At 65.1% G+C, this 18,430-nt stretch carries 22 protein-coding genes; 13 read left to right on the top strand and 9 right to left on the bottom strand.

Translation table 11 applies throughout. The features are described from left to right. Positions 1–68: 68 nt before the first annotated feature. Together OWC48_RS24890 and OWC48_RS24885 are read right to left on the bottom strand one after the other, a co-directional pair. On the bottom strand, positions 69–1,094 hold the full coding sequence (locus OWC48_RS24890) for a fatty acid desaturase family protein (protein WP_282522316.1): 1,026 nt from the start codon (positions 1,092–1,094) through the stop codon (positions 69–71). A gap of 3 nt (positions 1,095–1,097) precedes the next feature. After that, positions 1,098–1,802 (bottom strand): TetR/AcrR family transcriptional regulator C-terminal domain-containing protein, encoded by a 705-nt coding sequence (locus tag OWC48_RS24885; RefSeq protein WP_282522315.1) that lies wholly within the window; start codon positions 1,800–1,802, stop codon positions 1,098–1,100. Between the two features lie 347 nt (positions 1,803–2,149). Here OWC48_RS24885 and rpsF point away from each other — a divergent pair, with 347 nt between their 5' ends. The 4 genes from rpsF (at position 2,150) to rplI (ending at position 4,658) form a co-directional block, all read left to right on the top strand. Next, positions 2,150–2,656: a 30S ribosomal protein S6 gene (rpsF, locus tag OWC48_RS24880; protein WP_014495806.1), complete on the top strand. Its 507-nt coding sequence runs from the start codon at positions 2,150–2,152 to the stop codon at positions 2,654–2,656. A gap of 5 nt (positions 2,657–2,661) precedes the next feature. Next, positions 2,662–2,901 (top strand): 30S ribosomal protein S18, encoded by a 240-nt coding sequence (gene rpsR, locus OWC48_RS24875; RefSeq protein ID WP_007592020.1) that lies wholly within the window; start codon positions 2,662–2,664, stop codon positions 2,899–2,901. Between the two features lie 128 nt (positions 2,902–3,029). Then, positions 3,030–4,007 (top strand): hypothetical protein, encoded by a 978-nt coding sequence (locus OWC48_RS24870; RefSeq protein WP_282522314.1) that lies wholly within the window; start codon positions 3,030–3,032, stop codon positions 4,005–4,007. Between the two features lie 48 nt (positions 4,008–4,055). Then, the gene (gene rplI, locus OWC48_RS24865) at positions 4,056–4,658 is read left to right on the top strand and encodes a 50S ribosomal protein L9 (RefSeq protein WP_282522313.1); all 603 of its coding nucleotides are present in this window, start codon (positions 4,056–4,058) and stop codon (positions 4,656–4,658) included. Between the two features lie 36 nt (positions 4,659–4,694). Here the strand turns inward: rplI and OWC48_RS24860 are convergent, their stop codons facing one another. The 3 genes from OWC48_RS24860 to OWC48_RS24850 form a co-directional block, all read right to left on the bottom strand. Next, entirely contained in the window at positions 4,695–5,162 is a 468-nt protein-coding gene (locus tag OWC48_RS24860; RefSeq protein WP_282522312.1) for a PaaI family thioesterase, read from the bottom strand. An 11-nt stretch (positions 5,163–5,173) separates the two neighbouring features. Then, positions 5,174–5,770 carry a TetR/AcrR family transcriptional regulator gene (locus tag OWC48_RS24855; RefSeq protein ID WP_028157568.1) on the bottom strand — a complete coding sequence of 199 codons (597 nt, stop codon included), beginning with the start codon at positions 5,768–5,770 and terminating at the stop codon, positions 5,174–5,176. A gap of 107 nt (positions 5,771–5,877) precedes the next feature. Further along, on the bottom strand, positions 5,878–6,867 hold the full coding sequence (locus OWC48_RS24850; RefSeq protein WP_282522311.1) for a hypothetical protein: 990 nt from the start codon (positions 6,865–6,867) through the stop codon (positions 5,878–5,880). Between the two features lie 1,052 nt (positions 6,868–7,919). Here OWC48_RS24850 and OWC48_RS24845 point away from each other — a divergent pair. After that, on the top strand, positions 7,920–9,431 hold the full coding sequence (locus OWC48_RS24845) for a replicative DNA helicase (RefSeq protein ID WP_282522310.1): 1,512 nt from the start codon (positions 7,920–7,922) through the stop codon (positions 9,429–9,431). 46 nt (positions 9,432–9,477) lie between these two features. Further along, positions 9,478–10,755 (top strand): alanine racemase, encoded by a 1,278-nt coding sequence (alr, locus tag OWC48_RS24840; RefSeq protein ID WP_282522421.1) that lies wholly within the window; start codon positions 9,478–9,480, stop codon positions 10,753–10,755. 12 nt (positions 10,756–10,767) lie between these two features. On the opposite strand, the gene OWC48_RS24835 is transcribed toward alr, so the two are convergent. Beyond that, positions 10,768–10,986, bottom strand: coding sequence for a cysteine rich repeat-containing protein (locus tag OWC48_RS24835; RefSeq protein ID WP_014495816.1), 219 nt, complete (start codon positions 10,984–10,986; stop codon positions 10,768–10,770). A 40-nt stretch (positions 10,987–11,026) separates the two neighbouring features. Between OWC48_RS24835 and OWC48_RS24830 the strand changes: the two genes are divergently transcribed. Next, positions 11,027–11,797: an exodeoxyribonuclease III gene (locus OWC48_RS24830; protein WP_282522309.1), complete on the top strand. Its 771-nt coding sequence runs from the start codon at positions 11,027–11,029 to the stop codon at positions 11,795–11,797. A 121-nt stretch (positions 11,798–11,918) separates the two neighbouring features. Here OWC48_RS24830 and OWC48_RS24825 read toward each other — a convergent pair whose 3' ends face one another. From OWC48_RS24825 to OWC48_RS24815, 3 genes are all read right to left on the bottom strand, one after another. After that, on the bottom strand, positions 11,919–12,731 hold the full coding sequence (locus OWC48_RS24825) for a DUF4886 domain-containing protein (protein ID WP_282522308.1): 813 nt from the start codon (positions 12,729–12,731) through the stop codon (positions 11,919–11,921). Positions 12,732–12,832: 101 nt separating this feature from the next. Next, positions 12,833–13,201: a GFA family protein gene (locus OWC48_RS24820; RefSeq protein ID WP_248883013.1), complete on the bottom strand. Its 369-nt coding sequence runs from the start codon at positions 13,199–13,201 to the stop codon at positions 12,833–12,835. Positions 13,202–13,278: 77 nt separating this feature from the next. Further along, entirely contained in the window at positions 13,279–13,596 is a 318-nt protein-coding gene (locus OWC48_RS24815; protein WP_282522307.1) for a hypothetical protein, read from the bottom strand. Positions 13,597–13,776: 180 nt separating this feature from the next. Here OWC48_RS24815 and OWC48_RS24810 point away from each other — a divergent pair, with 180 nt between their 5' ends. Genes OWC48_RS24810 through OWC48_RS24785 form a run of 6 tightly spaced genes read left to right on the top strand, consistent with a single transcriptional unit; the run spans position 13,777 to position 18,413 of the window. Beyond that, positions 13,777–14,517, top strand: a complete 741-nt coding sequence (locus OWC48_RS24810; RefSeq protein WP_282522306.1) for a FadR/GntR family transcriptional regulator — start codon at positions 13,777–13,779, stop codon at positions 14,515–14,517. A 52-nt stretch (positions 14,518–14,569) separates the two neighbouring features. After that, on the top strand, positions 14,570–15,469 hold the full coding sequence (locus OWC48_RS24805; protein WP_282522305.1) for an NAD(P)-dependent oxidoreductase: 900 nt from the start codon (positions 14,570–14,572) through the stop codon (positions 15,467–15,469). A gap of 10 nt (positions 15,470–15,479) precedes the next feature. Next, complete coding sequence (locus tag OWC48_RS24800) at positions 15,480–16,163, top strand: amino acid ABC transporter permease (protein ID WP_282522304.1); 684 nt, start codon at positions 15,480–15,482, stop codon at positions 16,161–16,163. Between the two features lie 7 nt (positions 16,164–16,170). Further along, entirely contained in the window at positions 16,171–16,839 is a 669-nt protein-coding gene (locus tag OWC48_RS24795; RefSeq protein WP_282522303.1) for an amino acid ABC transporter permease, read from the top strand. A gap of 1 nt (position 16,840) precedes the next feature. After that, positions 16,841–17,599, top strand: coding sequence for an amino acid ABC transporter ATP-binding protein (locus OWC48_RS24790; RefSeq protein ID WP_282522420.1), 759 nt, complete (start codon positions 16,841–16,843; stop codon positions 17,597–17,599). 19 nt (positions 17,600–17,618) lie between these two features. Next, positions 17,619–18,413, top strand: coding sequence for a transporter substrate-binding domain-containing protein (locus OWC48_RS24785; protein WP_063983715.1), 795 nt, complete (start codon positions 17,619–17,621; stop codon positions 18,411–18,413). Positions 18,414–18,430: the final 17 nt, after the last annotated feature.

Here is an 18,430-nt window from a genome sequence, read left to right as displayed (position 1 = left end):
ACTGTCCGGGGCTGGAATGTCAAGCCAAGATAGGAACTTCGCCCGGGATTTAACGGGGAACGCTGGCTCTAGAATCCACCATTGGTCTGATTGGCGTCGACCGCGGCCCCTGCCTGCGCGCGGCGCGCGCTGTTCACGAGCTGCCCCGGCCGGTCATCCCAGTCCGGTTTCGCGGTCGCCAGCCGCAGCACCGCGGTGTAGCCCGGCTGCACCTCCATGCGGCCGGCGTGCCGGCTCGCACTCAGCAACCGATGCACCTTCGGCAGATTGTAGCAGGGCACATAGAATAAGAGATGATGCTCGAGGTGATAGTTCACGTAGTACGGCGCGATGAACAGCCGCTCGAAAAAATTCGCATGCGTGGTGCGGGTGTTGCGCAAGGGATCGCTGCTGTCGGGCACGACGGCGTGTTCGGCGATGTTGCGGATCCGGGTGATGACCATCATCCAGGTCAACAGCGGCACCAGCCATAGCAGCGGATAGGCCCACCACACGCCGGCTGCCGCGAGCGCTGCGAACATCGCGGCATTGGCGAGGCATTGCGGGCCGAGTTTCTCCCAGAAATGCGCAGCGCGCTGCCGCAACGTCCAGTCCTTCGGCCCGAGCGCATTGAGCAGTTGCGCCTTGCGCTGCTGGTAGCCGGTCTGCCCGGTGATGTCGCGAATGAACTTGCGGCGATAGCTCAGCTTGGTGATCGGAAACGGCGCCGACAGCACGAGATCGGGATCGTCTTCCTGCTGGGTGCGCGCGTGATGCTGAAGGTGGTAGCGCCGATAGCTGCGCGTCTCCGCGAAGAGAGGATAGGCGCAGAACCATTGGCTCAGGGCCAGATTGGTCTTCTCGTCGGCGGACAGGCAGCCATGCGCGCCGTCATGCATCAGGATCGCGAGCCCGAGCTGGCGCGAACCGATGATGGCAACGGCGAGAAGGTAGGTGATCGGGTTGGGCCACCACGCCACCAAAGCGATCGCCGCGACAATGAGCGCCCAGGCGTGGACGATCAGCGCGACGCCTTTCCAGGTCACGCGCTGTCGTACGTCGGCGAGTTGGTCGTCGGTCAGGAAATCGCGGGCACGCATGCGAAGTGCGGTCATGGCCTAACCCTCCTCATTCGAACTGCCAGATGCGTCGCGCTCGTCGACCAGACGGAGCCGCGCCGTGTCGCTGGCTGATTTCGCCTGCTCGCCGAGCACACGCAGCATCTCGGCGCATAATTCATCCGGCGACCGGCCCATGGCGTACCCCTCGAGAATGACGCCGATGGCGACGGCCCAGAACCGCCGCGAGCTTTCGTCGGGCGCACGCAGGGAGCGCCAGCCGTGCCGTGCGACCTGGCTCGCATAGGCGCGTGCGCCTTCACCGTGCAGGCGCTCGATGGTGCGCTCGACCAGCGGCGCTAGATCCTGGCGCCGCCGGGTCAGCGTCAGCGCCTCGGCGAAGAAGGCGACCGAATCGCTCGCCGTCACGGTCTCGGCCAGCGCACGGGTGTAGTCCCGCGGCGTGCGCGCTTTCAGCGCCGCCTGCTCCGTCGCCCGCGCCAGATACAGCAGCTCGCGGCAGGCGCATTCGACGAACAGCGCCTCCTTGGTGCGGAAGTAATAGGTGATCTGGCTCGGGAACGCGTCCGCGGCGGCGGCGATGTCGGTGATTGCGGTGCCGGACAGTCCCCGCTCCCTGAACAGCGGGCTGGCCGCATCCAGCAGCAGCGACCTCATCTTGCGGCCGGCCGAACGTGTGGCCCGTGCCGCATGCTTGGGGTCGCCAGCCGCCTCGAACGGCTCATGGACCGACTTTTCCGCCATTGGGGTCCTCCGCGTCGATTTCTTTGTATGCTATACAAACAAATAAATCAAGCTGGTATGGTCCGGGCAGACCCGGTCCCGCTGCCCGCACCGGAACCATCCGGAGCCGAAAACACGGCCCTCCAACCTTGCAAAGCCGGCCAAAATCCGTATAAGCGCGCCATCCGCAGACCCCGGCCGGGAGCTGAACGGACGGTCTCAGCAAATCATTCGTGATTTTGGTGTGGCAGGGCCAGTCGGCCCGTCGTCCCGTGTTTCCGCCTTCTGAGCTTAATCCCAGAGTCCTTTCCGAAGGCCTCTTAAGGGCTTGACGCCGGGCGATGCGCCAACATGAGGAAAGGACCATTATGGCTCTCTATGAGCATGTTTTTCTCGCGCGCCAGGACGCGAGCACGCAGCAGGTCGAAGAGCTGACTGCGCAGATGACCGGCATCGTCGAAGGTCTCGGCGGCAAGGTCACCAAGACCGAGAATTGGGGCGTTCGCTCCCTCACCTACCGCATGAACAAGAACCGCAAGGCGCACTTCGTGCTGCTCAACATCGACGCGCCGTCCGCGGCGATCGCCGAGATCGAGCGCCAGGAGCGCATCAGCGAAGACGTGATCCGCTATCTCAGCGTCCGCGTCGAGGAGCTCGAGGAAGGCCCGTCGGCGATGATGCGCAAGGCCGACCGTGACCGCGAGCGTGACGACCGTGGCGGCGGCTTCCGTGGCGATCGCGAAGGCGGTGGTTTCCGTGGCGACCGCGAGGGTGGTTTCCGTGGCGGCGATCGCGACGGTGGTGGCTTCCGCGGTGACCGCGGTCCGCGCCGTCCGCGCGACGAAGCTGAAACGACAACGCCGGATGCGGAGTAAGATCAATGGCTGAAGCTGGTGCACGCCGTCCGTTTTTCCGTCGTCGCAAGAGCTGCCCGTTCACGGGCGCAAATGCTCCGAAGATCGACTACAAGGACTCCAAGCTCTTGATGCGCTACGTCTCCGAGCGCGGCAAGATCGTGCCGAGCCGCATCACCGCGGTGTCGGCCAAGAAGCAGCGTGAGCTCGCCCGCGCCATCAAGCGCGCGCGCTTCCTGGGCCTGCTGCCCTACGTCATTCGCTAAGACGAATTCGGCCGGCGGCGACATCGCCGCCGGCCGCGCTTTTTTGGTTTCATAAGGCTTCCGGGTCGTCCGGTCGCCGATGGTTGGGGCGAGATGCCTCTAACCGCTCGAAGGGAGCGGGACAGCTGATGATGACTCTTGGACTGATAGCCCTGGTCGCCGGCGCTGCGTCGGCCCTGATGTTCGCCTCGATCGTGTCGGGCGCGCTGATCTCGCTCGTCCTGTTCTATCTCGCACCGCTGCCGCTGATGGTCGCCTCGATCGGCTGGGGACCGCTTTGCGCGAGCCTCGGCGGCATCGCAGCCGCGATCGGCCTCGGGGCCCTGTTCGGCCTGCCCTACTGCATCGCCTTTGCCGTCACCGTCGCGCTGCCCGCGTGGTGGCTCGGCCATCTCGTCCTGCTCAGCCGGCGGGTTTCTCCCGTCGCGCCGGAAGCCGCCACCGAGCCGCCGGCCGAGCCCGAGCTCGAATGGTATCCGGTCGGCCGCATCCTGCTGTGGATCGCGGGCTTCGCCGCGCTGACCACGATCGCCGCCCTGCTCACGCTCGGCACTGATGCCGAGACCATCACCGGCACGCTGCGGCGCGGCTTGATGCGCCTGCTCCGCACCGCCGACCCGCAGACATCAGGCGAAGCCGGTCAGTTCGTCGACGCACTGGTGCTCATCGCTCCGGCTGCCGCCACCGTCGTCGCGATGATGACGCTCACCCTCAATCTCTGGCTCAGCGCCAGGATAACGGCGACATCGGGCCGCCTGCTGCGTCCGTGGCCGGACATGATGACGGCCGAGCTGCCACCGATGACGCTGGTGGCGCTCTGCATCGCGCTCGCGTTCTGCTTCACCAGCGGGTTGCTCGCGATGGTCGCGCAGATCACGACGGCGGCCCTGATGATGGGCTATGCGCTGACCGGTTTTGCCGTACTGCATACGCTGACGCTGGCGCTGAAAAGCCGCACCTTCTGGCTCGGCTCGACCTATGCCGTCGTCGTGGTGTTCGGCTGGCCCGTCATCGCGATGGTGATCCTCGGCCTCGCGGACGCCGTGTTCGGCTTCCGCGAGCGCTTCCTGCGCAGCCGCCAGCCACCGCCGCTGCCGACCTCTTGAGTTCAACCCCAAAACCCAACTCACTCAACACTTCGAAGGAGAAAGAATATGGAAGTCATTTTGCTGGAACGCGTGAGCAAGCTCGGCCAGATGGGCGAAGTCGTGAAGGTTCGCGACGGCTATGCCCGCAATTTCCTGCTCAAGCGCGGCAAGGCGCTGCGCGCCACCGCCGACAACCGCGCCAAGTACGACGGCATGAAGGCCGACCTCGAGGCCCGCAACCTTGCATCGAAGGGCGAGGCGTCCAAGATCGCCGAGAAGATCGAGGGCAAGAACATCATCGTGATCCGTCAGGCCTCGGAAGCCGGCCAGTTGTTCGGCTCGGTCACCGTGCGTGACGTCGTCGTGGCGTTCGAAGCTGACGGTGTTTCGCTGGACCGCCCGCAGGTGCAGCTCGACGCGCCGATCAAGACCATCGGCAAGCACACCATCACGGTCGCGGTTCACCCCGAGGTCGAGGTCGAGGTCAGCGTCACGGTTGCGCGCAGCCAGGACGAAGCCGAGCGCATCAACCGCGGCGAGGACATCTCGACCCGCAACGAGGACCGCGATGCGGCCGCCGAAGCGATCGCCGCCGCCGGCGAGTTCTTCGATCCGGAAGCCCAGCAGGACGACGAACCGGCGCCGGCTGCGGAAGAGACCGAGAAGTAAGACCCGCGTTCGCGCAGGTTGCGACGCCCGGCCGCCTCAGGCGGCCGGGCTTTTCGTTTTGGCGCCGACGTCCTCGCTCAGCATCGCGATCGAGGCGAGCGCAGTTGCCGTGTGCTTCTCGACGCCGTCGCTGACGCAGAAAACGTCGGCTGCGACCACCGAAACCTGGCGGCCCGGCTTGATCACCCTGGCCCGGCAGATCAGCTTCTCGCCGACCGCCGGCGACAACAGATTGAGCTTGTATTCCGCCGTCAACGCCGGCTGACCGCGCGAGGTCGCCGCTGCGATGGTCGTGGCGTTGTCGACCAGGAAGGCGGTGACGCCGCCATGGAAGAAGCCGTGCTGCTGGAGCAGCTCGGGCCGGCGCGCGACCGCAATCGTGCAGGTGCCGCGCGACAATTCCGAGAGCTCGGCGCCCACCAGGCTCATAAAACCCTGCCGGCCGACATTGGCGTGGATGCGCTCGGCTACGGCTGCGAATTCGGGATCTGCTTCGGCTCGCATGCGGCTTCTCCTTATTGCTTGTGGATGCGATCGGGTGGCCGCAGCGCACGGTTGGCACAGGCGACAAGCGTGTCGGCTTCGCTGCGCGGATCGGCGCGGTCACGTCCCGAGAGAAAGGCGCGGCAGAAGATCTGGGCAGGGCCGATGAGCTGGCTGACGAACATCACCGGCGTCATCGGCAAAAGCTCGCCGCCGGCAACCAACGGTGCGCGCCAGCGCTCGATGCCTTCGGCAAGGCGCGCATTCTGCGCGCGCTGGGCGTCGCGGACGTCCTCGCCCCATTCGCTGCGCGAGATCTCGAAGAGATAGCGGGCCTCGCGCCGGCTCGACACCACCCAGTCGAGATGGGCCCGGATCAGCCGATCGATGCCCTGCCCGGCACTGGGCATCGGATCGAGCGCGGCCAGCACTGCGGCGTGATAGTGCCTGAGCACCTCAAGGAACAGCGCACCCGCCAGTTCCTTCTTCGATCCGAAGACATGAAAGAAGCTGCCGTTGGAGGCGCGTGCCCGGGCCCGGATCGCTGCCACCGTCGCAGCTTCGAAGCCGACGCGGTCGAACACGAAAAGCCCGGCCGCCAACAGGTCGTCACGCACGCTCGTCGTCATCGACGCCTCCTGGAGCATTACTCTAGAGTAACACTCTAATTGCGGTCAAGACGATGCGAAGGCCGCGATGCGTGCGGCCTTCGCGATCGACGGAAAATCTGGCTCGCTTAACGCGAAATCGGCGGTGTGGGCGGACCGGACGAGTCGGCGGCCCCCGCCGCGGGCGGGGCCGCAGCGGTCGCGGGCGGTGCAGGCTCCTGCGACTTGGTTGCCGGCTCGGAGCTCACGGAGTTCGCGGCAGGCTTGGGGGCAGCCTCCTCCACCGGCTTGGACTCGGCGGGCTTCGCGGCGGCAGACGGCGCAGCCGGCGTGACCTGCGGCACCGGATCGGGCCGCAGCGCCGGCGTATCGCTGCCGCGCGGCTCGACCTTGGCACTATCAGGCCTGGCCTCAGCCGGCTTCTCTGCCGGCTTGGTCTCGGGCTTCGCCTCGTCACGGCCGGGCTCGACCTTGGCCGTGTCAGGCTTGGCCGTGTCGGGCTTGGTCTCGGCCTTCGGCTCGCTCTTCTTATCTTCAGTGGCCGGCGCGGCGGCGTCGACCTTCGGTGCTTCCTCGGTCCCGGGCTTGCCGCGACGCTTGGCTTTGCGTCCCTCGGGCGCTGCCTGGCCCTCGGGCCTCGCACCTTCCTTCGATCCCTCCTCGGGTTGCCGCGCCGCGCGCTTCTGACGGGCGCCCTCGGGCGCGGGAGCGGCGGCCTCGCCGTCCGGCTTGGCGGCGTCCTGGGAGCGCTGCCGGCGCCCCTGATGGTCCGGCGCGGTATTGGCTTCCTTCTCCTTGGCGCCGTCCTTTTTGTCCTTGCCGTCCTTGGCCTGGAAGCGGGTGTCGGTGGCACCGTTGGAGACGAGATAAGACGCGAGCACGCCGGCCATGTCGGAGCTGGTGGTGTAGTGCTGACGCAGGAAACCCGGCAGCGAGCCCGGCGCCACCGTCTTCAGCAGGCCGCGCGGGCTCTTGTGGCAGGCACTGCAGGTCTGCGCGAAAAGCTGGGATGGGGCCTTGCCGGCCTCGAGGTTCGTCGCCTGCGCAAGGACGGTATCGGTCGCGCCGAAGCCGATCAGAAGCAATACCGTCGCGAGGCTGAGCGCTCGGCTCGACATTCCCATCATCTCCATTGAATTTACGCGAATGCAGCCGGCATAGGGCGCGGCGGCGGGTCACCTTTTAGCGGATTGAGCCGCGAATGGAAGCAGCCTCCACACGCAAGGATGTGATTAACGCTTTTGGAATATCGGCTGGATCACAGCGCAATAGCGCTGCAGCTCGTTCGAATGCCGGTGGCCTCGTGAGACGACGCGCCACCTGTCGGAAGCGGCACATCGTCGCAAAGTCACGACGCCGCAGACACCCGTCATCGTGCGCAAGAGGCGCCGAACCCGGGCCCGACGCTGGTGGTGAATGAATCCTAGTGACGAAGGGTCGATATCTGGGAGGACCGGGACGAGGCCGTCAACGCCAGTTGCGCCCGCAGGTTCGCGAGGGTCTCGGGCGAGACAGGCTCGCGCCGCACTTCGGGCCGCTCGGCGTGCTGCATGGCCGCGACCAGCCCGGACAGCCAAAGCCGGCTGCCCGCCTCGCTTCGCCAATTCTGGTGCTGCCGTTCTGGCCGCATCGCTCGCCTCGTTCCCTGGTGGCGGGAGATAACCCCGCGACCGCCTGCCTGTTCCGGGTCGTACCCCGAAAGAATCCGGGGAGATGTGATCTGTTTCACATAAGTCTTGTCGGGGTCGGCTTAGACCGTCGCCATGAGCAAGCGGACCCAAACCTCATTCGACGTGCAGGACGACCTCCGCACCGATTACGCCCTGATCGCCACCGGCGTCGGAGCGGCCCTGGTTGCGCTGGTCTACCTCCTGCTGGTCTGAATCCGAGCCCAAAGCTCCCGGCGTGCGTCATTTCGCGCGCTTCTCGATACGTCTGCGCGCCAATCCATTTGGTTCATGTCACCCGGATTTTTCCGTGGCACGGTCACGGCCGCTTCCGGGACGGGCGAGTTCCGCAAAAACCGTCAAGCGCGGCGCGTGCTGCGGCTGCTAATCATCCACCATTTTAACTGAGCGGTTGATAGCGGCCAGCTTTTGCTTCCGCTTTGGCTCGAGGCGGCGCTTTATCCCGGCCCCGCATCCGCCCAGAAAATTGCTAACCCTCGACCATGGCCCTGACTGATTCGAACGTCCTCAAACTCGCGCCCGAACCCGGAACTCCCGCGTATCGGAGCGCGCCGCATAATATCGAGGCGGAACAGAGCCTTCTCGGCGCGATCCTGGTCAACAACGACGCCTTCTACCGCGTCTCCGACTTCCTCGAGCCGAAGCATTATTTCGAGCCGCTGCATCAGACCATCTACGAGACGGCCGGCAGCCTGATCCGGATGGGCAAGATCGCCACGCCCGTGACGCTGAAGACGTTCCTCCCCGCCGACACCGATGTCGGCGGCATGACCATCGGGCAATATCTGGCGCGGCTCGCGGCGGAAGCGACCACCATCATCAACGCCCAGGACTACGGCCGCACCATCTACGATCTTGCGCTGCGACGCGACCTGATCGGCATCGGCGAGGACATGGTCAATGTCGCCTATGACGCGCCGGTTGACTTCGCGCCGCGGGCGCAGATCGAGGACGCCGAGCGCCGCCTGTACGAGCTCGCCGAATCCGGCCGTTATGACGGCGGCTTCCAGAAATTCTCGCAGGCGTTGGCGGTCGCGGTCGATCTCGCGGCCAAAGCGTTCCAGCGCGATGGAAAGCTGTCCGGCATCTCGACCGGCATGCGCGACCTCGACACCAAGATGGGCGGCCTCCAGCACTCCGACCTGATCATCGTGGCCGGACGCCCCGGCATGGGCAAGACCTCGCTGGCGACCAACATCGCCTACAACGTCGCCAAGGCCTATGTCGCCGAGGTCCAGGCTGACGGCACCATGAAGGCCGCCAATGGCGGCGTGATCGGCTTCTTCTCCTGCGAAATGTCGGCCGACCAGCTCGCCACGCGTATCGTGGCCGAGCGCACCGGCATTTCCTCCTCCCACATCCGCCGCGGCGGCATCTCGGAAGCCGATTTCGACAAGATCCGGGAGGTCTCGATCGAGCTGCAGTCGCTGCCGTTCTATGTCGACGCGACCGGCGGCCTTTCGATCGCACAGCTGATGGCGCGCGCGCGCCGGCTGAAGCGCCAGAAGGGCCTCGATCTGCTCGTGATCGACTACATCCAGCTGCTCTCCGGCTCAGGCAAGCGCGCCAGCGACAGCCGCGTGCAGGAAATCACGGAGATCACGACCAGCCTGAAGGCGCTCGCCAAGGAGCTCAATGTTCCGGTCATCGCGCTGTCCCAGCTCTCACGCCAGGTCGAATCCCGCGAGGACAAGCGGCCGCAGCTCTCCGACTTGCGTGAATCCGGATCAATCGAGCAAGACGCCGACGTCGTGCTGTTCGTTTACCGCGAGGAATATTACCTCGCGATGAAGGAGCCGCGCCCCGGCACGCCCGAGCACGAGAAATGGCGCCTGGACATGGACCTTGCGTACGGCAAGGCCGAAGTCATCATCGGCAAGCAGCGCCACGGCCCGACAGGCACTGTCGATTTGGCGTTCGAAGCCTCGGTCACGCGGTTCGGCGACCTCGCGCCTGACAGTCAGCTGCCGGCTCGCAGCAGCAACGACTACTGAATTCCTTGAACCGGACCAGCCTCTTGCGTAAAACGACGCCATGACAATGGCGTCCGACCCGAAAATGATCCCGCAAGCTGGCCTCCTCTCCGCGGAGGCCAATCAGGCTGCCGCGCTCGCAGCCTATGGCGGCGTGCTCACCGTCGATCTCGACGCCATCATCGCCAACTGGCGCAAGCTCGAGAAGACGGCGGTGCCGGCCGAGTGCTCGGCCGTGATCAAGGCCGATGCCTATGGCTGCGGCGCCGCACAGGTCTCGCGGGCCCTTAGCAAGGCCGGTTGCAAGACCTTCTTCGTCGCCACCATCGAGGAAGCGCGCACTGCGCGCGAAGCCGTGCCGGAGGCCGCGATCTACGTGCTCGGCGGCTATTTCCAGAACACCGGCGAGCACTACGCCAGGATCAATTGCCGTCCGGTGATCGGCGATCTCAACGAGCTCGCCGAATGGGACGTGTTCTGCCGCCGCACCGGCTGGACCGGGGGCGCCGCGATCCACATCGATACCGGCATGAACCGGCTCGGGCTGACGCTTGCGGAGGCGCAGGCCATCATCCCCCGCATCAACGCCGGCGATCACGGCATCGCGCTGGTGATGAGCCATCTGGTCTCGGCCGAGCAGCTCAACAGTCCCGTGAATGCAAAACAGCTGGCGACCTTCCGCGGTATCGCCAGCGAATTTTCCGGCGTGCCCGCTGCGCTCGCCAATTCCTCCGGAATCTTCCTCGGCGCGCCCTTCCAGTTCGACCTGGTTCGGCCGGGCGCAGCGCTCTACGGCGTCAACCCGACGCCTGAGGCCGACAACCCGATGCAGTCCGTGGTCGACCTCAAGGCGCGCATCGTGCAGACCCGCAATGTCGAGCGCGGCGAGACCGTCGGTTATGGCGGCACCTGGACTGCGCGGCGGCCGACAAAGCTCGCGATCATCGCGGTCGGCTATGCCGACGGCTATTTTCGCGCCGCCAGCTCCAATGACGGCACCCGCGGCGCCGAGGTCGTTGTCGCCGGCAAGCGCTGCCCGGTCGCGGGCCGCGTGTCGATGGACCTGATCGCGATCGACATCACCGACCTGGCCCCGAATGCGGCGCGGCGCGGCCACATGGTGACGCTGCTCGGCGAGGGCATCACCGTCGACGAGCTCGCGCATCATTTCGGCACGATCGGCTACGAGGTGCTGACCAGCCTCGGCCACCGCTACGCCCGCGTCTACAAGGGCGGCAATGAGGTGGAGCCGCTGGTCAAGCCGGAGCCCGCGCCGACGGCCGAGCAGCCGCCCTCGCCCCCGCCGATCGAGCAGCCCGCGAGCCCGCCGCCGTTGCCGAGCTGAGCAACTCGCCGCTTACTTCTTCCGACTGTCCAGCGCCGCCTTGCACGTCGCGCTAAGCTGATCGCGCTTGGCGTTGAGGCAGGCGATGATCTTGCCGCCACCGGGCGCGATGCCGGCGCAGAATTTGTCATAGTCCGCCTTGCACGCGCCGCGCGGATCGGACGATTGTGCCGAAGCCGCTCCGGAGATCGCGACAACGACGACGAAAGCAGCAAAGCTCAACTTGGACATTGTATCTCCGGTGACGGAAGGCAGGAGCTATTAGCTCTACATGAAGATCGCGACATTCAACATCAACAACATCAACCGCCGCCTGCCCAATTTGCTGGCATGGATGCGCGCGGCCAAGCCCGATGTCGTCGCGCTTCAGGAATTGAAGGCAAGTGATGGCGAATTTCCGGCGGCGGCCATCGAAAAGGCCGGCTACGGCGCGGTGTGGTGTGGACAGAAGACGTGGAACGGCGTCGCCATCCTCGCCCGCAATGCCGAGCCCATTCTCACCCGCGATCGCTTGCCGGGAAAGCCTGATGATCGCGAAGCCCGCTACATCGAGGCCGCCGTGCGCGGAATCATCGTCACCAGCATTTACCTGCCGAACGGCAATCCGCAGCCGGGGCCGAAATTCGACTTCAAGCTCGAGTGGTTCGCACGCCTCAAGCGCCACGCCAAGACCTTCATCAAGCAGGATCTGCCCGTGGTGCTCGCCGGCGACTACAACGTCGCGCCTGATGAGATCGACATCTATCCGACGCGCTCATGGGACAAGGATGCGCTGATCCAGCCGAAGAGCCGCGCGGCGTTCGCGTCGCTGGTCGAACAGGGTTGGTGTGATGCGATCCGCGAACTGAATCCGGAGAAACGCATCTACACGTTCTGGGACTACAAGCGAAACCGCTGGCCGCGCGATGCGGGCCTGCGGCTCGATCATCTCCTGCTCAGCCCTGCCCTGGTCTCGCGGCTGGCCAAGGCGGGTGTCGACAAGAATGTGCGTGGCGAGGATGGGGCGAGCGATCACGCGCCAGCGTGGGTGGTGCTGAAATAGCGATGATCCCGTAGTGCCGTAGGGTGGGCAAAGCGAAGCGTGCCCACCAAATTTGCTTATGCAGACAGATGGTGGGCACGGCGCAAGCGCGCCTTTGCCCACCCTACGAAATCACCCGAGTTCAACGCCCGTAATATTCCTGTACCGTATCCCACGCTGCCTTTTGCAGCAGCTGCGTCGTCTCGGGGTCGAGCCCCATCGTGTAGGAATTACCGACCGGCGAACGCCCGGTCAGCGCGGCGAGTGTTACGCAGGTTGCCAGATACGTGCCCGCCGGACTCGGGTGCCGCTTGTCCGGCGCATACAGATTGAGTTCCGGCTGGAGCTTGCGGACGCGCGCGAAGGCGAGGCCTGCGGGGATCACGAGCGCATCATTGGCATTGCCGGCGAGCGTATAGGCCTCGGCCAACGCTTCCGTCATCTCCGGCTTGTCGGCATAGGCCCAGGACATGAAAAACACCGGCCGCATGCCGTGGGCACGGACGATCTCGCTATCCTTCTTGACGAAGGTCGTGAACGCGTCCTTCAATTGCGGATGGATCGGGCACTGGCTGCAATCCATCATCACGACGGCATCGAACTGCCTGCCCGGCTTGTTGAAGACGACGTTGTTCTGCTCGTCGAAGGAATAGGCGCCGATGCCGCCCGGCCGCAGCAGATTGTCCATGTCGTGCCAGTCGAGGCCGGAGCCGCCGATCGTGGCCATGGTGTTGCGGTACGCCGCCTTGTTCTCGGCATCCGCAGCCCGCTCCATGAAGGAGAGGTGTCCGGGCATGCCGTTGTTGTAGTAGAAGAAGCTGTTGCCGACGAACAGCGCGGCCTTGGGGAAGTCAGGTCCTGATGTCGTGACCTTCGGTTTGGTCTGCGCCTGCGCGTCGAAGCCAGCTGCAACGACCAGACACATTACGAGCATCACTCGCGCAAAAAGACGCATCGTGGCTTCCTCCCCTTTTTCTCCGGGGCCGGACCAGATCAGCTTTTTAAAATGGCCTCAACGTCACAGACGCGCAGCGGACATGCGTTAGCCCTGCATGCTCACCACAAATTCCTGCCGTCGATCATGTTCACCGGCACGGCCTCGAGATCGAAATCGTCGAACAGGCGCGCGTTCACGGCAACCTTGGGATTGTCGAAATCGGGCTTGCCGGTCGACCAGTCAGGCGACTCCGAATAGGTGCCGCAGCCGCAGCTCGCGCAGAAATGATGTTTGACCGTGCGGCTGCCCCAGAGATAGGTCGCGACATTTTCCGGCGGCGACAGCAGGCGAAATTGCGCCGGCGTGTAATAGGCCCACAACGCGCCCCGCTTGGCGCAGAGTGAGCAGGTGCAGCGCGTTACGCTCGCCGGCACCTCCGTCACCTCGAACACCGTCTCACCGCAATGACAGCTTGCCTCGATCGGCATGGACCCGCTCCCCGTTTTGTCAGGAGATGGTCGTAGCCTGCCCCTGCTGCCAACATGCTGTCAGCAGCGCAACTCCGTCATGGAGCCTCAGTCGCGGACAGCCGCCTGGCGTTCGCGGCGACGTGCTCGCGATAGCGCTGGACGATGGCGGCTGGTGTTGCTCCGGCGAGCAGGTTCGCTGCCGCCTCGAAAGCCGCTGCGATCTTCTCGCTCACCATCAGCATGGCCTCCTGCCCGGCGGCCGCATCGCCGTGGCTGAGCTTCTCGCAGCGCAGCCGCACCACCTCGCTCGCTTCGACCGCGAGCATTGTGCTCGCAAACCAGGGAAAGCCGTTGTCAGATCCGCTGAGCGCCGCATGACGGTCGAGGGCGGAGAAAGAATGATGATCGGGCATCGCGGACCTCAAATTCTTTGAGTGAACGCTCGGATCAATACGCCTCAAATTTGAAGGATCCGGCCGGGGAACCGATCGGATTGGCCGCGCCTGCGACACCCGCGATTAACCAAGGCTCTTGACGCCGGCGCTCTGGTTAGCCTACTGGTCTGACCAAGATCAGACCAAAAAGAGACCGGGATGGAACTGAAGCGGGCCGCCGAAGGCGAAAAAGGGTTCGAGAAGGTGTTCGCCTTCCTGCGCGAACGCCTTCTTGCGGGCTCGCTCAAGCCCGGCGACCGCCTGATTTCCGAGCGCGAGCTGGCAACCCTCCTCGGCGTCAGCCGGCCGATCGTCCGCGAGGCACTGCGCGCCCTCACCGTGCTCGGCATCGTCGAGATCCGCGACCGCATCGGCACCGTGGTGACGCAGCCGGACGTCTCGGTGCTGAACGACTTCTTCACCTTCGCGCTCGCCCAGCAGGCGGACATGCTCGATGACGTCATGCAGGCGCGCGTCGCGATCGAGTGTCAGGCGATCCGCCTCGCCTGCGAGCGCGCCAACATTGCCGATTTCGAACGCCTGCAGCGTGCGCTCGCGAAGATCGGAGAGACGATCGACGAGGCGGATGCCGGCGGCATGGCCGACTTCGAATTCCATCGCGCCATCGTCGTGGCCTCGCATTCAGAAACACTGATGGTCTTGCACGGCTCGCTGGCGGGACTGCTGACGCATTCGCATCGCAGCCGCCGCGAGCTGGTGCAGGCCTTCCCGTCGATGAAGACGTACCTGATCGACGACCACCGGCGCATCTTCGACGCGATCATCGCGCGCGACCCCGAGCGAGCGGATGCGACGCTGCGCAAGCATTTTGCCATCGGCGACGAATATCGCAGGCGCGCCGTCGTCGGGGACATCGACAGGACCAGCGCCTCAGGCTGATCGCGGCAGCCAACAAGCAAGAAACCAATCAACCAAGAAACGGACGACTGACATGGGACGGAACGACAAGGGCAATGTCGGCTTCATCGGCATCGGCACGATGGGCCGCGAGATGGTGCGCAACCTCCTGGTGGCCGGGCATGCGGTTCGCGTCTTCGATCTCAACGAAGCCGCCTTGGCCGACAGCGTCAAGGAAGGCGCGGCCGGCGCCAACAGCCCCGCCGACGCCGCGCAAGGCGCTGAGATCGTCATCACCATGCTGCCCGATACGCCCCACGTCGAGGCGACCGTTTACGGCGAGCACGGTCTCCTGAAGTCTCCCCCGCCCGGCCAGCTGATCGTCGACATGAGCACGATCTCGCCGGTCGCCGTCCGCCGCATCCATGCCGACCTGCAAAAGGTCGGCGTCAGCTTCATCGACGCGCCGGTCTCTGGCGGGCCCGTGGGCGCCAAGAACGCTGCGCTCTCGATCATGGCCGGCGGCGATGCGGCGGCCTTCGCGCAGGCCGAGCCGTTCTTCCGCGCAATGGGCACGACCATCACGCATGTCGGCGCGGCCGGTGCGGGGCAAACCGTCAAGCTCTGCAATCAGCTGATCTGCGGTATCAACATCCAGGCGATCTGCGAGGCGCTCGCGCTCGGGCGCGCGTCTGGCATCGATCTCAATCTGCTGCGTCGCGTTCTGCTCGGTGGCTCCGCCGCCTCCTGGATGCTCGACAAGCTCGGCCCCGCAATGATCGCGGGCGACGTCTCCGCCGGCTTCCGGATCGATCTCCAGCTCAAGGACCTCCGCCTGGTGCAGGAGCACGCACAGGCGCTGAGCGTGCCGTTGCCCGGAACCGCGCTCGTCACCAGCCAGTACGTGGACGCACGCGCGCATGGCGAAGGCAGCAACGGTAACCAGGCGCTGTTCCGCGTCTATGACCGCATGACCAACCAGGTGACGGGCTGAAGCCGATACGATGAGCCTCCAACTCGACTTTCCCGCGGTGCTGGAGCGTTGGCCGAATTTTCTGGCCGGCGCGGCGCTGACGCTGGAGTTGGCGGCCTTCGCGACGGTGCTCGGCGCCCTGTTCGGCACGCTCGCAGCCGTCGGCCGCGGGGCACGGAGCCCGCTGATCGCGGGCGCCTGCAAAGTCTATGTCGAGACCATCCGCAACACGCCTCTGCTGGTCCAGATCTTTCTGGTCTATTTCGGCCTCGCCAGCCTGGGGCTGAAATTCTCCGCCTTCACGGTGGCCGTGGCCGCGCTGACGATCAATGTCGGCGCCTACACCGCCGAGATCATGCGCGCCGGCTTCGAAGCGATCCCGCGCGGACAGATCGAGGCCGCCGAAGGGCTGGCGCTGTCGCGACTGCAAATCTACTGGCACATCATCCTGCTGCCGGCGATCGAGAAGGTCTATCCGGCGCTGACCAGCCAGTTCGTGCTGTTGATGCTGGCCTCCTCGGTCTGCTCGCAGATCTCGGCGGAGGAACTCACCGCCGTCGCCAACTACATCCAGTCGGACACCTATCGCGCGTTCGAGACTTACATCATCGTCGCCGTGCTCTACGTCATCCTGTCGCTGGTGATGCGCGCGGGCTTCTGGGGCCTCGGCCTCGTGCTGTTTCCGCGCCGGCGCCGGCTCGGCACACCGTTGTGAGATGACCATGGGCGGACATCTCAACATCAATCATCTGATGTTCCTCGGTCAGGGCGCGCTGTGGACGATTGGCCTGTCCGTGATCGCGCTGATCGGCGGCGGCATCGTCGGCTTTGTGATCGCGCTGGCGCGCATCTCGCCACTCAAATCGGTGCGGATCGCCAGCGGCGTCTATGTCCAGCTGATCCAGGGAACTCCGCTCCTCGTCATCCTGTTCCTCGGCTATTTCGGCCTCGCGGCGATCGGCCTCAAGGTCTCGGCGTTAGCTGCCGCCGGCGCTTCGCTCACACTCTATGTCTCGGCCTATCTCGGCGAGATCTGGCGCGGCTGCATCCAGTCGGTGCCGAAGCCGCAATGGGAGGCCGCCGAAGGCCTCGCGCTGAGCCGCACCCAGCGCATGATGAAGGTGATCCTGCCGCAGGCGATCCGCATCGCGACGCCGCCGACCGTCGGCTTCATGGTGCAGATCATCAAGAACACCTCGCTGGCCTCCGTGGTCGGCTTCGTGGAGCTGATGCGGTCGGGCCAGATCGTCAACAACTCGCTGTTCGAGCCGTTCGCCATCTACGCGATCATCGCCGTCGTCTATTTCGCCATGTGCTATCCCCTGTCCCTGTTCAGCCAGAAGCTGGAACGGCGGATGGGGCGTGGCAGGTCCAACCTCGCACCAGCCTGACATGCAGCAAAACCCCTCCTCCTCCGAACCGATCGTGTCGCTTCGCGACGTGCAGAAGAGCTTTGGCCCGCTCCGGGTGCTCGATGGCGTCTCCTTTGCCGTCGAGCGCGGCGAGGTGCTGGCGCTGATCGGCCGCTCCGGCTCCGGCAAGAGCACGGCGCTGCGCTGCATCGACCGCTTCGAGAAGGTCGACGGCGGCGAGATCGTGGTGTGCGGGCATCGCGTCGATCGTCCCGATGTCGATCTGCGCGCGCTGCGCCAGGACGTCGGCATCGTGTTCCAGAGCTACAATCTGTTTCCTCACCTCACGATCGAACAGAACATCACGCTCGCCCCCTGCGCCGTGAAGGGCATGGCCACCTCGCAAGCCAGGGACCTCGCCCGAAAAGTGCTCGCGCAGGTCGGGTTAGAGGAGAAGCTGCACGCCTATCCCGAGCAGCTCTCCGGCGGACAGCAGCAGCGCGCGGCCATCGCCCGCTCGCTCGCGATGCAGCCGAAAGTGATGCTGTTCGACGAGGTCACCTCCGCGCTCGACCCCGAGCTTACCGCCGAGGTGCTGAAGGTGATCGAGCAACTCGCGGCGGACGGCATGACCATGGTGATGGTCACCCACGAGATGGGCTTTGCCAAAGGCATCGCCGACCGGATCGTCTTCATGCATCGCGGCAAGGTCCACGAGACCGGCCCCGCCTCGATCCTGACGTCGCCGGCGACGCCCGAACTCACGCAATTCGTGGGCACTGGAAACTTAAAATCATAACAGGAGAGGAGAACCAAGGATGACAAACAAGACACTGCTGGGGACCGCCACCGCGCTGTTCGGCCTCGTCATGATATCAGCCACGCCGGCGTCGGCCGACCTGCTCGACGACATCACGCAGGCCAAGAAGATCCGCATTTCGACGGACGTCGCCATTCCGCCCTCGGGCATGATGGACAGCAGCATGAAGCCGACCGGCTCCGACGTCGAAGTGGCGCAACTGCTCGCCAAGGATTGGGGGCTCGAGCTCGAATTCATCCAGACCACCGGCGCGACCCGCATCCCTAACGTCCTGACCGGCAAGGCCGACATCATCATCTCGACCCTGTCGGTGACGCCCGATCGTGCCAAGGTCATCGACTTCACCAAGCGCTATGCGACGCTGCAATCCGATGTCGGCTGCCTGAAATCCTCGACCGTCAAGGACTGGCCCGACCTGAAGGACAAGCCGATCGGCGTCTCCCGCGGCACCACGCAGGACACCACCCTGTCCAACATGAAGGACAAGGATCTCAAGATCTCGCGCTACGACGACGACGCCACGATGGTGACGGCGGCCGTCTCCGGCCAGGTCGACTGCGTCGCCTCGTCGGCGACGATCATCAACCAGATCGGGGTGAAGAACCCGTCGCGTGTGTTCGAGTCCCGGATTCCGCTGGCGACCTTCGACCTCGCGATCGGCCTGAAGAAGGGTGAGCAGCGCCTGATGGACAAGCTCAACGCCTGGATCACCGAGAACGTCAAGAACGGCAAGCTCAACGCGATCTACAAGAAATTCCACGGGGTCGAGCTGCCGCCCGACATGCGCAGCTGAAACCAGGGAAAATCGTG

The organism is Bradyrhizobium sp. Arg816 (assembly GCF_029989365.1).
Taxonomy (GTDB): domain Bacteria; phylum Pseudomonadota; class Alphaproteobacteria; order Rhizobiales; family Xanthobacteraceae; genus Bradyrhizobium.
This window is presented reverse-complemented; position numbering and strand designations above follow the sequence as displayed.

What these genes read in the sequence shown, in the direction of transcription:
- OWC48_RS24885 (WP_282522315.1), bottom strand. Translation starts at nt 1,802, where the DNA reads ATGGCGGAAAAGTCGGTCCATGAGCCGTTCGAGGCGGCTGGCGACCCC.
- rpsF (WP_014495806.1), top strand. Translation starts at nt 2,150, where the DNA reads ATGGCTCTCTATGAGCATGTTTTTCTCGCGCGCCAGGACGCGAGCACG.
- rpsR (WP_007592020.1), top strand. Translation starts at nt 2,662, where the DNA reads ATGGCTGAAGCTGGTGCACGCCGTCCGTTTTTCCGTCGTCGCAAGAGC.
- OWC48_RS24825 (WP_282522308.1), bottom strand. Translation starts at nt 12,731, where the DNA reads ATGCGTCTTTTTGCGCGAGTGATGCTCGTAATGTGTCTGGTCGTTGCA.
- OWC48_RS24815 (WP_282522307.1), bottom strand. Translation starts at nt 13,596, where the DNA reads ATGCCCGATCATCATTCTTTCTCCGCCCTCGACCGTCATGCGGCGCTC.
- rplI (WP_282522313.1), top strand. Translation starts at nt 4,056, where the DNA reads ATGGAAGTCATTTTGCTGGAACGCGTGAGCAAGCTCGGCCAGATGGGC.
- OWC48_RS24805 (WP_282522305.1), top strand. Translation starts at nt 14,570, where the DNA reads ATGGGACGGAACGACAAGGGCAATGTCGGCTTCATCGGCATCGGCACG.
- OWC48_RS24785 (WP_063983715.1), top strand. Translation starts at nt 17,619, where the DNA reads ATGACAAACAAGACACTGCTGGGGACCGCCACCGCGCTGTTCGGCCTC.
- OWC48_RS24850 (WP_282522311.1), bottom strand. Translation starts at nt 6,867, where the DNA reads ATGTCGAGCCGAGCGCTCAGCCTCGCGACGGTATTGCTTCTGATCGGC.
- OWC48_RS24860 (WP_282522312.1), bottom strand. Translation starts at nt 5,162, where the DNA reads ATGCGAGCCGAAGCAGATCCCGAATTCGCAGCCGTAGCCGAGCGCATC.
- OWC48_RS24810 (WP_282522306.1), top strand. Translation starts at nt 13,777, where the DNA reads ATGGAACTGAAGCGGGCCGCCGAAGGCGAAAAAGGGTTCGAGAAGGTG.
- OWC48_RS24820 (WP_248883013.1), bottom strand. Translation starts at nt 13,201, where the DNA reads ATGCCGATCGAGGCAAGCTGTCATTGCGGTGAGACGGTGTTCGAGGTG.
- OWC48_RS24890 (WP_282522316.1), bottom strand. Translation starts at nt 1,094, where the DNA reads ATGACCGCACTTCGCATGCGTGCCCGCGATTTCCTGACCGACGACCAA.
- OWC48_RS24790 (WP_282522420.1), top strand. Translation starts at nt 16,841, where the DNA reads ATGCAGCAAAACCCCTCCTCCTCCGAACCGATCGTGTCGCTTCGCGAC.
- OWC48_RS24855 (WP_028157568.1), bottom strand. Translation starts at nt 5,770, where the DNA reads ATGACGACGAGCGTGCGTGACGACCTGTTGGCGGCCGGGCTTTTCGTG.
- OWC48_RS24845 (WP_282522310.1), top strand. Translation starts at nt 7,920, where the DNA reads ATGGCCCTGACTGATTCGAACGTCCTCAAACTCGCGCCCGAACCCGGA.
- OWC48_RS24830 (WP_282522309.1), top strand. Translation starts at nt 11,027, where the DNA reads ATGAAGATCGCGACATTCAACATCAACAACATCAACCGCCGCCTGCCC.
- OWC48_RS24795 (WP_282522303.1), top strand. Translation starts at nt 16,171, where the DNA reads ATGGGCGGACATCTCAACATCAATCATCTGATGTTCCTCGGTCAGGGC.
- OWC48_RS24870 (WP_282522314.1), top strand. Translation starts at nt 3,030, where the DNA reads ATGATGACTCTTGGACTGATAGCCCTGGTCGCCGGCGCTGCGTCGGCC.
- alr (WP_282522421.1), top strand. Translation starts at nt 9,478, where the DNA reads ATGGCGTCCGACCCGAAAATGATCCCGCAAGCTGGCCTCCTCTCCGCG.
- OWC48_RS24800 (WP_282522304.1), top strand. Translation starts at nt 15,480, where the DNA reads ATGAGCCTCCAACTCGACTTTCCCGCGGTGCTGGAGCGTTGGCCGAAT.
- OWC48_RS24835 (WP_014495816.1), bottom strand. Translation starts at nt 10,986, where the DNA reads ATGTCCAAGTTGAGCTTTGCTGCTTTCGTCGTCGTTGTCGCGATCTCC.